General features: G+C 33.9%; 15 protein-coding genes. 6 read left to right on the forward strand and 9 right to left on the reverse strand.

Annotated elements, in window-relative coordinates; genetic code table 11:
- Window positions 1-62: 62 nt before the first annotated feature.
- The 3 genes from OD917_RS07540 to OD917_RS07550 are packed head-to-tail and all read right to left on the reverse strand — an operon-like array spanning window position 63 to window position 1282.
- A complete protein-coding gene (locus tag OD917_RS07540) occupies window positions 63-512 on the reverse strand; it encodes a DoxX family protein (RefSeq protein WP_263522946.1) in 450 nt (149 codons plus the stop codon).
- 11 nt (window positions 513-523) lie between these two features.
- The gene (locus tag OD917_RS07545) at window positions 524-931 is read right to left on the reverse strand and encodes a hypothetical protein (protein WP_263522947.1); all 408 of its coding nucleotides are present in this window, start codon (window positions 929-931) and stop codon (window positions 524-526) included.
- A 51-nt stretch (window positions 932-982) separates the two neighbouring features.
- The gene (locus tag OD917_RS07550; RefSeq protein ID WP_263522948.1) at window positions 983-1282 is read right to left on the reverse strand and encodes a phosphoribosylpyrophosphate synthetase; all 300 of its coding nucleotides are present in this window, start codon (window positions 1280-1282) and stop codon (window positions 983-985) included.
- A gap of 312 nt (window positions 1283-1594) precedes the next feature.
- Here OD917_RS07550 and OD917_RS07555 point away from each other — a divergent pair, with 312 nt between their 5' ends.
- The 3 genes from OD917_RS07555 (at window position 1595) to OD917_RS07565 (ending at window position 4430) form a co-directional block, all read left to right on the forward strand.
- Window positions 1595-2176 carry a TetR/AcrR family transcriptional regulator gene (locus OD917_RS07555; RefSeq protein WP_263522949.1) on the forward strand — a complete coding sequence of 194 codons (582 nt, stop codon included), beginning with the start codon at window positions 1595-1597 and terminating at the stop codon, window positions 2174-2176.
- 96 nt (window positions 2177-2272) lie between these two features.
- Window positions 2273-3325, forward strand: coding sequence for a proline iminopeptidase-family hydrolase (locus tag OD917_RS07560; protein ID WP_263522950.1), 1053 nt, complete (start codon window positions 2273-2275; stop codon window positions 3323-3325).
- 37 nt (window positions 3326-3362) lie between these two features.
- A complete protein-coding gene (locus tag OD917_RS07565) occupies window positions 3363-4430 on the forward strand; it encodes a TlpA disulfide reductase family protein (RefSeq protein WP_263522951.1) in 1068 nt (355 codons plus the stop codon).
- A 111-nt stretch (window positions 4431-4541) separates the two neighbouring features.
- Here the strand turns inward: OD917_RS07565 and OD917_RS07570 are convergent, their stop codons facing one another.
- The 5 genes from OD917_RS07570 to OD917_RS07590 all read right to left on the reverse strand — a co-directional run bounded on the left by OD917_RS07570 (window position 4542) and on the right by OD917_RS07590 (window position 8664).
- The gene (locus OD917_RS07570; protein WP_250836550.1) at window positions 4542-5525 is read right to left on the reverse strand and encodes a type I glyceraldehyde-3-phosphate dehydrogenase; all 984 of its coding nucleotides are present in this window, start codon (window positions 5523-5525) and stop codon (window positions 4542-4544) included.
- 138 nt (window positions 5526-5663) lie between these two features.
- Window positions 5664-6425 (reverse strand): sulfite exporter TauE/SafE family protein, encoded by a 762-nt coding sequence (locus OD917_RS07575; protein ID WP_263522952.1) that lies wholly within the window; start codon window positions 6423-6425, stop codon window positions 5664-5666.
- Window positions 6426-6427: 2 nt separating this feature from the next.
- Entirely contained in the window at window positions 6428-7324 is an 897-nt protein-coding gene (locus OD917_RS07580) for an alpha/beta fold hydrolase (protein ID WP_263522953.1), read from the reverse strand.
- A 17-nt stretch (window positions 7325-7341) separates the two neighbouring features.
- Complete coding sequence (locus tag OD917_RS07585; RefSeq protein WP_263522954.1) at window positions 7342-8211, reverse strand: alpha/beta fold hydrolase; 870 nt, start codon at window positions 8209-8211, stop codon at window positions 7342-7344.
- 42 nt (window positions 8212-8253) lie between these two features.
- Window positions 8254-8664 carry a nuclear transport factor 2 family protein gene (locus OD917_RS07590; protein ID WP_263522955.1) on the reverse strand — a complete coding sequence of 137 codons (411 nt, stop codon included), beginning with the start codon at window positions 8662-8664 and terminating at the stop codon, window positions 8254-8256.
- A 562-nt stretch (window positions 8665-9226) separates the two neighbouring features.
- Between OD917_RS07590 and OD917_RS07595 the strand changes: the two genes are divergently transcribed.
- Both OD917_RS07595 and OD917_RS07600 read left to right on the forward strand, forming a co-directional pair.
- Window positions 9227-10153, forward strand: a complete 927-nt coding sequence (locus OD917_RS07595) for a helix-turn-helix domain-containing protein (protein WP_263522956.1) — start codon at window positions 9227-9229, stop codon at window positions 10151-10153.
- Between the two features lie 101 nt (window positions 10154-10254).
- Window positions 10255-11193 carry a helix-turn-helix domain-containing protein gene (locus OD917_RS07600; protein WP_263522957.1) on the forward strand — a complete coding sequence of 313 codons (939 nt, stop codon included), beginning with the start codon at window positions 10255-10257 and terminating at the stop codon, window positions 11191-11193.
- Window positions 11194-11217: 24 nt separating this feature from the next.
- Here the strand turns inward: OD917_RS07600 and OD917_RS07605 are convergent, their stop codons facing one another.
- Entirely contained in the window at window positions 11218-12195 is a 978-nt protein-coding gene (locus tag OD917_RS07605) for an AraC family transcriptional regulator (RefSeq protein ID WP_263522958.1), read from the reverse strand.
- Window positions 12196-12607: 412 nt separating this feature from the next.
- Here OD917_RS07605 and OD917_RS07610 point away from each other — a divergent pair, with 412 nt between their 5' ends.
- Complete coding sequence (locus tag OD917_RS07610; protein WP_263522959.1) at window positions 12608-13153, forward strand: RNA polymerase sigma factor; 546 nt, start codon at window positions 12608-12610, stop codon at window positions 13151-13153.
- Window positions 13154-13160 lie beyond the last annotated feature (7 nt).

Below are 13160 nucleotides of genomic sequence, written 5' to 3' on the forward strand. Positions count from 1 at the left end.
CAGCATACAAAAGGTTTAGAATCACATTCAATTCCGAACATTAGAAATTGCGCATCAAATAGTTATAGATCTTTTTTAATAAAAATTTTGTCCGCTGCAAATTTACCGCCTCCCAAAATGAGCAATGCAAGAGCCATTCCAATCCATAGAATAAAATATTCATAGCCTTCTCCTTTTAGAGTTCCAAACCAATTCATAAAGAATCCGTTTTTAAAATGAGTTGTCACGATCATCCCAACAGGAAGAGCCACATACGCAGCAGCGATGACTCTTGTTCCCAATCCTGCTATTAGCGCGAATGCCCCAACAGTTTCAAGCATAATTACTAAAAAACCAATAATCCAAGGCATTCCCACAGATTCTGTGAAGAAAAGCATCGTTTTAGAAAATCCGAAGCCGCCATACCATCCCAACAATTTTTGCATGCCATGCATCAGGACAACAGAACCTAGAATCAGCCTTAAAATTAAAGGCGCATACGATTCGCTTGTATCAAATAATTTATTTTTCATGATGTTTTTAATTAAAATTCAGGTTCAGTAGCCAGCTTCTTAAAACTAAAAAATGCTGCTATTCGTGATTTAATATTTTTCAAATCCAAAAATGAAGATTGAGCTTTTACTTTTAAAAGACCAGTATTCTGTTCTTCTCGGATGGTTTGTCCCAGGAGAAATGAACCTCCAGAAAAAACGGAATTTTCTATACCGTACAAATTTTCAATTTCGCGGTCTAATGAGACAACATAATGCCCTTCTTCTGAGATTTGAAAATTGTAATCATAATTTTCGATCACTTTTCTAAGTATCGCATTATTTGTTTCCTCAAAATTGGGGTTAATGGTGACTTCCTCTTTAGTATCTGGATAAATGCCTGTTTGAAAATCTTGTGCAAATTCATTTTCAAAAGGCATAAAGTTTATTGTTAAATCCATATTTTTTATTTTTTGATTAATTACCTTATTTTATTTAGGATCTAGAAACACTTATCTTATTTGCAGTTTTTGAATCATTGCCGCATTCAAATTATCACTATAAGCTCCATAAGCATCTACCAATAATCCTTTAACACCACTCTGGGTGCGAATGGCGTAGAGTATCGATGAATCATCTGGGTTAGAATCACCTTCAAATCGATAAAAAGCGTCCACATGGAACTCATTTGCTTCAAAAGTTTGGTTTAATGTTTTACAGTTTAATGTCGAGTTGCTGAGATTAAAATCAAACGTATATCCTTCAGCTTGTTTTGTGTTAATTGCTTCTGTGAGCGTATCGTAATTTGTCATTTTTTAGATTCTTTTAGTTGGTTATAATTTTCAGATCTTCAGATTTAATTATCGTCTGCTCTGTCTCATGTTTCTATACTTTGAAATACTCTTTAGTCTGTAAACTTTTATTCTTCTAAATTGTAATCAACAGATTTTCTTTTCGTTAGAACAAAATTAATTCTAAGTACAGCTTCAAATCCTATGGAAAAGTTGTGAAGAATTATAAATATTAAAGATTTCACCATACACTATAAATTTTGCCACTTAAATTTTTTTTCTTTGAATTTGAAATAAAATATCTAATTTTGTATTAAATACTACAGAAATAAAATGCGAGGCAGACCATCAATATTTAATGAAGAAGAACTTTTAAAAAAAGCCCAGATTTTATTTTGGGAAAAAGGCTTCACTCCCACTTCACTTGAAGATCTCCTGGAGGCCATGCAAATTGGAAGTGGCAGTTTTTATAATACCTTCAAAGGCGGAAAAAAAGAACTTTTTTCTAAAGCACTTCAATTGCGACGAAATGATTTAAATCATTTCAAACAGCAGCTTATGGAAAGCGAATCACCTATTGATCTGATAAAAGACTTTTTTCGATCTCTCGCCGAAGCGGAAAAAAACAGCCATTTAATGGGGTGCCTGATTGTGAACACCATCATCGAAATGAGTTTTGTTGATCAGAAATTTCAAGATGATGCCTTGAACGTCTTAAAAGAAATGGAGCAGATGTATATTTGGGCAATTGAAAAAGCACAGAAAGAAGGCAGATTGCAGAGCAAAACCCATCCAGAAATTCTTGCGAGATATCTCGTTACATTTTGGAGCGGACTAAATGTTTTAAGAAGAATGTATCCAGACAATGCAATCCTCAAAACTCAAATAGAAATGCAGCTTAGCATCATTAGCTAAGCCTTTTTTTTATCCATTTTTGTATCATTCAACACAAAATTAAATTTTAAACATTTTAAAGCATATATTACTGATTACTAATTTAAAACAATATTCATGATTATTTACAACAGAGTTATTTTACTGATTTTTGCAATGCTTTTTCTAAACGCCTGCAATACGAAAGAGAATCAGTCTCAAACCGCCAGTACAGAACAAATTGCTTATTTCAAGGACAGCTCTAAAGGCATTAAGACAGGTGGAATCAAAATAGTAGAAATTACCACTCCAAAGGGAAAATTTAAGGTCTGGACAAAAACTGTAGGCAATAATCCTAAAATTAAAGTATTGCTGCTTAATGGAGGTCCAGGAGCTACGCATGAATATTTTGAATGCATGGAGAGCTTCCTCCCTGCCGAAGGAATTGAATTTATTTATTACGACCAGCTTGGCACTGGTAATTCTGAGAACCCGAATGATCCGTCATTTTGGGATCTGCCAAGATTTGTGGACGAAGTTGAACAGGTTCGAAAAGCATTAAATCTGGACAAAGACAACTTTTATCTGTTGGGACATTCTTGGGGCGGCATTCTGGCAGCCGAATACGCCTTAAAATATCAGGAACATTTAAAAGGTTTAATTATTTCTAATATGATGATGAGTGCTATTGATTACAGCAATTATTCCGAAGTTCTTGCCAAACAGATGAATCCGGATGTTTTGTCTCAATTGAGAGAAATTGAAAAAAATAAAGATTATAAAAATCCAAAATATATGGAACTGCTGATTCCAAATTTCTACGCAAAACATATTATAAGAATGAATATCAATGACTGGCCGGAACCGCTTAGCCGTTCATTCGCAAAAATCAATGAATCTCTATATGTTACAATGCAGGGACCGAGCGAATTCGGTATTTCGGGTAAACTAGAAAAATGGGATATCAAAAATCAAATTTCTAAAATCTCTGTACCAACATTATCAATTGGTGCTAAATATGACACCATGGATCCAAAGCACATGCAATGGATTGCCTCAGAAGTCCAAAACGGAACTTACCTGTACTGTGATAAAGGAAGTCACATGAGTATGTACGATGATCAGCAAACATACATGAAAGGACTTATTAAGTTTATAAAAGATACTGACAAGGCATCACAAAAGTTATAAAGAAACTTGATATTATTTACTGTACATACATTTTAAAATGATAAATATTAAAACCCTAAAATTAATCTTGTTCTTCGTCGCTTTGAATACTTCTATTCATAGCCAAACTACAGCAGACCGAACCGTTAAAGCTTTTACCTTAAAGGGAAGCGTAAAAGGTGATATGACTGATAGTTTTGCATATTTATATTACGGAGATATTCAGGATAGTGTAAAAATTGAAAATAAGCAATTTGAATTTAAAGGTTCTGTAAAAGATACCGTTGTAGCGAAAATATATTTGCCATCTGCTGCTAATGCTCCGCAATTCTATCTGGAAAACAATGCAATAACTATTAATATCAGTGTTGACAAAGCTCTAAAAGATGGAAAATCTATACAGACTATGCATATCGATACCGTTAAAGGATCTTATTCTTCAGAATTGCAGAAGGAATACTTAAATTTCTATAAGTCGAACGCAGGCAAAAAAGATTTTAGCAAATTGTTGTATTCAAAATTAACAACATTTTTTAGTAAACATCATTCTCATCCTTTCAGCGGGGCAATTTTGGCAGAGCTAGCGCTTATAAATCCAATTTTGGACAAACAGCAGCTTACTTCATTATATTCGATTTTAGATATTTCCAAACAAGATAGCCAATACCTTAAATTATATAAAAAAGGAATTGAGAAATTTGACACTTACGCTGTTGGAAAACCTTTTTTAGACTTTAAACTTCCAGATCAGGATGGCAATTTAGTTGGCCTTGAGAAATATAAAGGAAAAATAGTGCTTATTGATTTCTGGGCTTCGTGGTGTGCGCCCTGCAGGAAAAAAAATCCTGAATTGATTGGTTTAAAGCAGGAATTTGCATCTCAAGATTTTGAAATCATTGGAATTTCAAGGGACAAAAATAAAAAGCAGTGGACTGATGCGATAGCAAAAGATCAATTAAGTTGGACAAATTTATTAGATCAAGATCAAAAAATGGAAAATACAATGGGAATAGAAAACATCCCTTATAATTATTTGCTGGATGAAAAAGGCATAATAATAGGTGTCAATCTTACCGCAGAGGAAATCAGAAAAACGGTGTCAGATTCACTAAAAAACAAAAGTTAAGCTTGCCAGCCGGAAAAAGCAGACTTAAAACAGAATAGATTATAAATGTAAAACCTCCAAAGTTTCAAATTTTGGAGGTTTGCTTTTTAAATAAAGTAAGATGATTTCTTTTTACAATTCTTGAATCTGTCTGATCATTTGGTTTGTAAATCCCCATTCGTTATCGTACCATGCCATAACTTTTACAAGGTCACCATCGACTACGCGGGTCATTTCAAGATCTACAGTTGCTGCAAAAGCATTTTTGATCATATCGGAAGAAACCAAAGGTTCATCGCTTACATCCACTACTTTTTTATACCTGTCGGTTTGAGCTTCCTCTTTTAGAATAGCATTAATTTCCTCGACAGATGTTGGACGTTCTGTAACAAATGTGATATCCGATATAGAACCAATTGGCACTGGAACTCTCACTGCAATACCATCAAATTTTCCTGCATATTCAGGAAGTGCTTTTGTAACTGCAATTGCAGCTCCTGTTGCTGCCGGCGCTGAATTTATTGCTGCGCCGCGCCCCATGCGAGGCTCTTTTTTTGATGGCGCATCTACCAATGTCTGCGATGCTGTATAAGCGTGAGTCGTATTAAGTATTGCCTTTTTTATTCCAATTCTTCTTCCGATTATTTCTATAATTGGTCCAATATTGTTGGTTGTACAGCTTGCACAGGAGAATATAGAAACTTTTCCTTCTTCGGTATTTACACCGTGTACGATTGTTGGAGTATCTTTTGTCGGACCAGAAATCACTACAAACTTAGCGCCCGCCGCAATATGCTTTTCTGCATCTGGTTTATTGGTGAAAAACCCTGTGCTTTCAATCGCCACTTCAACATCTAATTCTCTCCAAGGTAATTCTGCAGGGTCTTTTATTGCTGTATAGCGAATTGATTTTCCGTCAATCACTATTGAGTCTCCATCTATACTCACCTTTTTTTCAAATCTTCCATAGATACTATCATACTTTAAAAGGTAAACTGCATTTTCTATGCTCATTAAATCATTAATCCCCACGACTTCAAGCTCAGGAGTTTCTAAAATAATTTTAAGAGCAGCTCTTCCTATTCGGCCAAAGCCATTGATTGCTATTTTTTTCATTTCGAAATTTTAATAGTTATTAATATTTTTACGATTGATCTTAAAGATAAGTATTTTCCGAATACGCACAATTTAATTACTTCATTTTAAAACACTTACACTTTTAGATATATTTTTTTTTAAGCTCATAGAAGTTTGTTACAGAGTAAAAAAGTATACCGCAATGATACCTCCGACCACAATTATTAATTTTCTAACCAGTTCCTGATTCATATGTCTAGAAAATACTGCCCCATAATAACCGCCAATAATTCCTCCTATTGTCAGCACAATGGTAATTTTCCAGTCTATTAAACCCGAAAATATAAAGCATAACGCAGCAATTCCATTGTTTACTGTAACCATCAGCACTTTTAATCCATTCATTTCATTTAAATCTTTCATTCCGTAAAGGGTGAAAAGAGTAAGAATCATGATTCCTATTCCAGCATTAAAATACCCGCCATAAAAGTTAATCAGAAACAACGGAAGTAGTTTTCCATGTGAATATTGAAAATGTCCGCTTCCGGAAGTAACTTTTTGAAAATAAGCCAATATAGGTTTGCTAAACGCAAATGTTCCCCAAGATATCAGGTGAAAATAAGGAACCAAAGATTTAAAAAGTTTGGGATCTGTCATGACCATTACCGTTGCACCGCATAATCCACCGATTCCGCTAATCAGTAAAATAATTTTCAAATCTTTTGACTGGATGCGAATGTCATTTTTGAATGCCTTAACACTGGCTACATTTCCAAACCACATAGACACGCAAGTCATAGCATTGGCTCGAATTGACGAAACTCCGTTTAAAACTAAACTTGGAAAAACGATAAACCCGCCCCCGCCTGCAAAAGCATTTACAGCTCCGCCCACTATGGAGGCTAAAAGTAACAGTCCGTATTGAAGATAATTTTCCATTTTTAGTGTTGTTGCAGTGAGTTGTAATAATAATCGATTATTGCCCCAGCAATCTCAACCCCAAATTCTTCTAAGGCAAAATGGCCCGTGGGATAAAAAATTAGCTTTGAACTTGGCAAAGCATTATGAATAGCGATCGCTCCTTCCTTTAGAAACACTTCATCATTTTCCCCCCAAACGATTAATGTAGGAAATTGTGATGCTATCAATTTTTCCTGCCAAGCTTTATAAAAAGCAAGATTATTTCCGTAGTCTTTTTTAATAGCCAAATGAATTTCTCTTAAGCCTATTCTTTGCATTAAAAATTGATCTAAGTGATACGATTCTGGAGCAATTTTATTCAAATTGGAAACGCCTGTAAGATATTCCCATTTGATATAATCGAATTCAACCAGCTTTTCTAGTTTTGCGCTGTTTTCGCTGTTTTCATTATCAAAGAGAAACATTGAGTTTTTAATTCCCTGTCCGAGACCTTCTTCATAAATGTTTCCATTCTGAAAAATGAGCATTTCGACTGCTATACTACTTTTTGCAATTACGTGCATCAGAATTGGCGCACCATAATCAAAAAGGTAAAAGCTCGTTTTTGTGATATTCAGTTTTTCTAAGAATCCTGCTATTATTAGAGCAAAATTTTCAAAAGTATACGCAAACTTATCTTTTTCTGGAACAGCACTAAAACCAAAGCCTGGTAAATCGGGAGCAAGAATATGAAATTGCTCTGAAAGCATCGGAATTACATTCCGAAACATATGCGATGACGACGGATATCCGTGAAGCAGCAGGAGATTTGGTTTCCCTTCCTCTCCTGCTTCTCGGTAAAAAATTTCCGTATCATTTACATAAATGCTTTTGTAAGCGACTGCGCAGGCTTGCTCCGTGATCGATTTATTAGTCATTTATCTCTATTAAATGATTAATTTTTACCCGTTTTTCTGATAAGGAAATCTTTAATAAGTTCTGAAATTTCATCTCCAAAACTTTCCAATGCAAAATGCCCTGTCGGAAACAAATGAAATTCAAGATTTTTCACGTCTTTTTTGAAAGCTTCAGCTCCCACGCCTGGAAAAATATAATCATCTTTTCCGTAAACAATCAGCATTTCTGGATTGTATGTTCTAAAATATTCCTGCCATTCAGGGTATAAAGGCACATTGGTTCTGTAATCATAAAAAAGTGCCAGCTGAATATCCCCATTTTCAGGACGTTCCAAGTGTCGCAAATCAATTTCCCAATTGTCTGGAGAAACTACTGAAGTATCTGGAACGTTGTGTGTATATTGCCATTTCAGTCCATCAGGAGCATGGAAAGTGCTTAATGTAGCTGCCGCTTCTTTATCATTTCTGTCTTTCCACAACGCTCTAAAAGGATCCCAGAAAGTTTCCAATCCTTCTTCGTATGCGCAACCGTTCTGCACAATAAGTGTTTCTATTTGGTTTGGATTTCTGCTTGCAATTCTAAAACCAACAGGCGCACCGTAATCCATTAAATAAAGACTGAATTTTTTGATTTCCAATTCATCCAATAACGTTTTAACTATGTTGCTGAAATTTTCAAATGTATAGTCAAAATCCTTAATTGGCGGCTGCTCACTTCTACCGTAACCAGGATAATCTGGAGCTATTACGTGAAAATCATCTGCAAGATAATTTATCAGATTGCGAAACATGTGCGAAGATGTCGGGTATCCGTGAAGCAGTACTAATGTCGGTTTTTGTTTATCTCCTGCTTCTCTGTAGAAAATTTCGACTCCGTTCACTTTTCTTGTGTGGTAACTTGTTTTCATAATTTTAATTTATTAGGGTTATTAATTCTTTAGTTTTTAAAATCAGATAAATTTTCGTTCACTCTCTTTAATAGGCAGATCATTAATGCTTGCGTATCTTCTTCTCATTAATCCCTCTTCATCAAATTCCCAATTTTCATTTCCGTATGCTCTAAACCACTGGCCGTTTACATCTCTATATTCATACTCAAATCTCACAGCAATGCGGTTTTCTGTATGCGCCCAGTATTCTTTTTTTAGTTTATAATCGAGTTCTTTTTCCCATTTATGAGACAGAAAATCAATAATTTCATCACGACCGTTTATAAATAGGTGTCGATTTCTCCATTCGCTGTCTATAGTGTAAGCTTGGGCAACTCTCTGCGGATCGCGGCTGTTCCATCCATCTTCCGCAAGCTGTATTTTCTCAAGGGCTGTTTCTAAAGTAAATGGTGGTATTGGAAATTTTTTCATGTCGAAATATTTAAAGGTTACTACTATTGATGCTTGCTTTCTTAAAAAATAATCAGCTATAGAGATGAACAGGCTATAAATTATTTATCTGCTTTGTTGATTATCTGAAGCAAAATTATAGCTGCAGGAAAGTTTACTAACTGTGAAAAATTCACTAAAGATTATAATTATCCAAGATTTGAGTTTTTTGATGATTTTTTGTGGTTGTCAGATGACATAGTTCTAGAAACTCTTATAATCAATTGATTTAAAAACACTTATAATTAAACAGTTAAAAAAATCAGATTTGGATATAATTGTTTTAATTTTAAAAGAAAAAAATAATGGATATTCAAATACCTATATTTGACAGTATTAGAGATGTCTTTGATTGGACGGGACTTTCCTCGGAATGTTTGATATTCGAAGAGATATCGCAAAAGTCTTCACTTTAGCTAAAATCTTTAAATTTTATAATTTTATGTCAGAAATGGTGCCTGCCAGATATTATTTTTTTACGCAACTTTGAAAAAAAATAAAAGCGCAGTTTCAAGCTTAAGAAATTGTTTATAAGCGAATTAGAATGATACCACAGCTGACTACCTTAAGTAAACTTGATGATTGTCTGGCATTTATGAAGTTGCCAGATAATTATAGCAATAATACAGATTTTGCTGCATTAAAACTGCATGAGATGAGTATCAATACACCATGCATATCACCTACTTTTCGGCCTTCCTTTTATAATCTCACCATAATTGCAAACGGCTCTGGAAACTGTATGGTAGGAAATGAGAACTTTGAACTTCGTTCAGGCAATGTATTTATTTCTCGCCCAGATTCATTTCTTTCGAGCAACTGGAGTGTTATCGGAAAAGTGTACCATATTTGTTTCAGTAAGGATTTTGTTTCAGAATATTTACCCGAAGGAATCAATTCTATTATGAACACAGACAAAATGAATGGCTGTACAAAAACGCTGTCAAAAGAAACTATGCTCTACCTCGAGCAGACTTTCATTGAAATTTTTGATGAGAATAATTCTTTTTTGCCTTACAAAGAAGAAATGCTGGCCAATCTTACCCTTTGTCTACTGTTTACAATACAGCAGCAGGATAAAGAAAAACCGTATTCCAAAATAGAAAAAAACACCTCAATTGTTAATGCTTTTCGCCAAAATTTAGATGATAATTTCAACAATCTGCTTACCGGAAAAAACAGTGTTGTGATGCGTACCAAAGAGCACGCAAAGCTTCTGAATTTAAATGAAAACCACCTTTGCAAAGTAATCAGTAATTCAACAAATAAAACGATTAATGACTGGATCAATGAAAAAATGGTTGATGAAATTAATTATCTCTTGAAGCATTCAGACAAATCAATCAAAGAAATTGCAGCATTGTTTGCTTTTACAGACGTGAATCATTTTTACACCTACTTTAAATCACAGACATTACATGCCCCAGGCGCTATTAGAAAAGACTTTTTAAATAATAAATTTAACTCCTAAAAAACATAAAATTATCGGCAAATCGCTCCCTTTTCTTCCTTATGATGACCTTCACATTCTGTAATCCGTACTCAATTATTAAATATTTAAGTTTTTAGAAAATGGAAAATGATAAAAAGCCAAAATTCACTGATTTTTATGAAACAGTGGAAGTCATGGGAAATGAATTATCTCACGGACATCTGGGTGATGCCGAATTTTCATTTGTGAACTCTCGCATACTCCATCGCGATCATACCTTTCCATGGAGCACTCCTCCATTTTATACTACCTTTTTCTCAATAGGATTTCTCATGGAAGCTCATGGAAAAATTACTGTAGACAAGGAGCAGTATATTGTAAAATCGGGAATGTTTTTTGTGAATAAACCTGGAGAACTTCAGCAGCTTACATGGTATTCTGTTGAGGAATCTTACGGACTGCTGTTTACCGAAGACTTTATTTCAAAATATGCTGGAATTTCGATTTATAAAACATTTCCGTTCCTTTTATTTGAAAGGCAGGTTCCATTACAAACTACAATGGAATTTAGACTGGAATTAAAAAAGATTCTATTGCTTATTGTCCAGCAGCTTCAAAGAGAATCTCCATTTCAAAAAAAAATGTGCGCTAATTTACTTACCCGTTTTTTACTTAAAATTAAACAGGAGTATTGGGAAGGATATAAAATTCATACCGCTCAAAATCGAAATCCCGACATTCTTAAAGATTTTACACAAAACCTGGAATATCACTATGATCAATTGCTAAAGGGGAAAGTCAACAGAATACTCTATATTAAAGATTACGCAGAAATGCAGCAGCTTCACGAAAATTATCTTTCAAGTATTCTAAAGGAAAAAACAGGGAAAACTGGCGGACAATTGATTGCTGAGAAAACGCTGAGCACTGCTAAAATTTTAATTATGGAGCAGCGATTTTCAATGAAAGAAATTGCTAATATGCTAGGTTTCTCGTATTTGTCTTATTTTAGTATCTTTTTTAAGAAACATACAGGGCTTTCGCCAGTAGAATATCGAAAAGAGAATACTAAAGCTTAATTTCAATCTATATCTTACGCAAAATTACCAGTTTGGACGGATAGGAACAACGTTGCCTTTATAAATGTGATTGTGTTCGCTGTGAGAGGCATTAAAATCATTCCGCACCACAATGGCACTTTTATGAGCATGCTTTTTAAAAAAGCTGTAAAACTGCTTCAATTCATTAAAAGCATACACTTCTGCTATCTCGGCCATTGATTTGTCCGTGTTTTTAAGAAGATATGTTATTTCATCTATGAGTTTTTCGTTTATCCATTGATTGACCGTTTTTCCAGAGCTTTTGCTTATAATTTTTGAAAGGTTACTTTCACTGATGTTTAATAATTCTGCATGTTCTTTTATTCGAAATACTGAACTGCATTCACCGGAGATGAGCAGGGTAAAGTTTTTATCCATGTTACTGCGAAATGCGGCTACAATGGCAGCATTCTTCTCATTTAAAACTTCTGCATTAATTTCATTTTGATGCTTTTGTATGAGCAACAGGATATAAATAAGAATATTTGACATTATTTCATCTTTAATTGGCGTCAGAGAAATAGCGTGTTCATATAATTCTAAACACAACTCTTCCATTCTATTAATTTCCTCCTCATTTAGAAGATAATTTATTCCATTGGATTGATCCATTTCCAATATTTCGTCCACTCCCAATGGCAGACAGTGCGAAATAAAATCCTTCCTGAAACTAATATTGTACACACTCTTCATCTCGGTCCATCCGCTGGAAACGTAAATATCAGGACGCTTCATAAATACGTGCCCAGAACTTACTTTAAAAACCTCATTTCCAGACACAAAAGTTCCTTCCCCCTCTTTTACTATTACTAAAGTGTAATGATCAGGCCTAAACGTAGGAGTTATATAAGGCATTTTTAGTCCCATCTCATGTACTTTTAAAATAGCAAAATCATCACTGTCTATATAGGAATAAACAGGGAGATTCATAAATGCGAGCATGTCACGCAGTTTTTTTAAAGTGGTGAGTTCTGGTTTCATTTATTGATTTGTCCTGCTTTCTTAATGAATTATGATTAGATAAATTTACTAAAATAACTTAAAATTACAACTCATGCCAAAGTTGAATTATGGATTGTGGCATACTAGTGGCAATTTTACTTATTAATTTGCTAGTCTAGTTTACTAATGCAAAAAGTGGATTATTTCACAATTGCTCCCATTAGATAACTTCTGGGAGAAAAGCACTCTTAATTTTAAATTTATAGACACTTAAAAATAATGCAATAAGCCACAAATATCAAAACATTAAAAAAATGGTTGAATTTAACAAAACAATCGCTATTATTTTTACCAATTAACACAAAATAGCATGAAATCTATTAAAATTTACCACTATTAGCTTTAAAAGTTTTAGATTTGCTTTAAAAACATAAGCAATTTTATTCCTTAAATGGAAAATACCACAACAGATATTTCTTTATGGCAACAAGTTAAAAAAGGCGATATTACTGCCTTTGAAAAGCTATATGATATCTATGCTGATGTTTTACTTACTTTTGCTTTACAATATACTAACGAACCTACAATTGCCAAAGATGCAATTCACGATGTTTTTTTGGACATCTACAAATACCGAAGCGGTCTTGCCGAAAGTGTAAACGTAAAATCATATTTATTCAAAATCACACAAAGAAATGTTTTGAAGAAGAATAAAGCTTCTCAAAAAATATTTTCTATTTCCTCTGATTATGATTCGGTTATCCTTAAAGAACTCTCATTTGAAGAAACTTTAATTGAAGAGGAAATCAATTTGGAGTTAAACTCAAAACTGGCTTTTGCGATGGAAGAACTTACAGAAAAACAGCGCAAGGCGTTATTCTACAGATTTAACGAAGACAAACCTTATGAAGAAATTGCCACTATTTTAGGCATTTCTATTGAGTCCTGCAGAACACTGATATACAGATGTTTGAAAGAACTTCGAAAAAAACTTTAAAAAAAGG

The sequence above is a fragment of the Flavobacterium sp. SH_e genome (assembly GCF_025717045.1).
Lineage (GTDB): Bacteria > Bacteroidota > Bacteroidia > Flavobacteriales > Flavobacteriaceae > Flavobacterium.

Bases quoted from the DNA above. Each gene is read 5' to 3' on its own strand.
- OD917_RS07540 (WP_263522946.1), bottom strand. From the start codon at position 512: ATGAAAAATAAATTATTTGATACAAGCGAATCGTATGCGCCTTTAATT.
- OD917_RS07545 (WP_263522947.1), bottom strand. From the start codon at position 931: ATGGATTTAACAATAAACTTTATGCCTTTTGAAAATGAATTTGCACAA.
- OD917_RS07550 (WP_263522948.1), bottom strand. From the start codon at position 1,282: ATGACAAATTACGATACGCTCACAGAAGCAATTAACACAAAACAAGCT.
- OD917_RS07555 (WP_263522949.1), top strand. From the start codon at position 1,595: ATGCGAGGCAGACCATCAATATTTAATGAAGAAGAACTTTTAAAAAAA.
- OD917_RS07560 (WP_263522950.1), top strand. From the start codon at position 2,273: ATGATTATTTACAACAGAGTTATTTTACTGATTTTTGCAATGCTTTTT.
- OD917_RS07565 (WP_263522951.1), top strand. From the start codon at position 3,363: ATGATAAATATTAAAACCCTAAAATTAATCTTGTTCTTCGTCGCTTTG.
- OD917_RS07570 (WP_250836550.1), bottom strand. From the start codon at position 5,525: ATGAAAAAAATAGCAATCAATGGCTTTGGCCGAATAGGAAGAGCTGCT.
- OD917_RS07575 (WP_263522952.1), bottom strand. From the start codon at position 6,425: ATGGAAAATTATCTTCAATACGGACTGTTACTTTTAGCCTCCATAGTG.
- OD917_RS07580 (WP_263522953.1), bottom strand. From the start codon at position 7,324: ATGACTAATAAATCGATCACGGAGCAAGCCTGCGCAGTCGCTTACAAA.
- OD917_RS07585 (WP_263522954.1), bottom strand. From the start codon at position 8,211: ATGAAAACAAGTTACCACACAAGAAAAGTGAACGGAGTCGAAATTTTC.
- OD917_RS07590 (WP_263522955.1), bottom strand. From the start codon at position 8,664: ATGAAAAAATTTCCAATACCACCATTTACTTTAGAAACAGCCCTTGAG.
- OD917_RS07595 (WP_263522956.1), top strand. From the start codon at position 9,227: ATGATACCACAGCTGACTACCTTAAGTAAACTTGATGATTGTCTGGCA.
- OD917_RS07600 (WP_263522957.1), top strand. From the start codon at position 10,255: ATGGAAAATGATAAAAAGCCAAAATTCACTGATTTTTATGAAACAGTG.
- OD917_RS07605 (WP_263522958.1), bottom strand. From the start codon at position 12,195: ATGAAACCAGAACTCACCACTTTAAAAAAACTGCGTGACATGCTCGCA.
- OD917_RS07610 (WP_263522959.1), top strand. From the start codon at position 12,608: ATGGAAAATACCACAACAGATATTTCTTTATGGCAACAAGTTAAAAAA.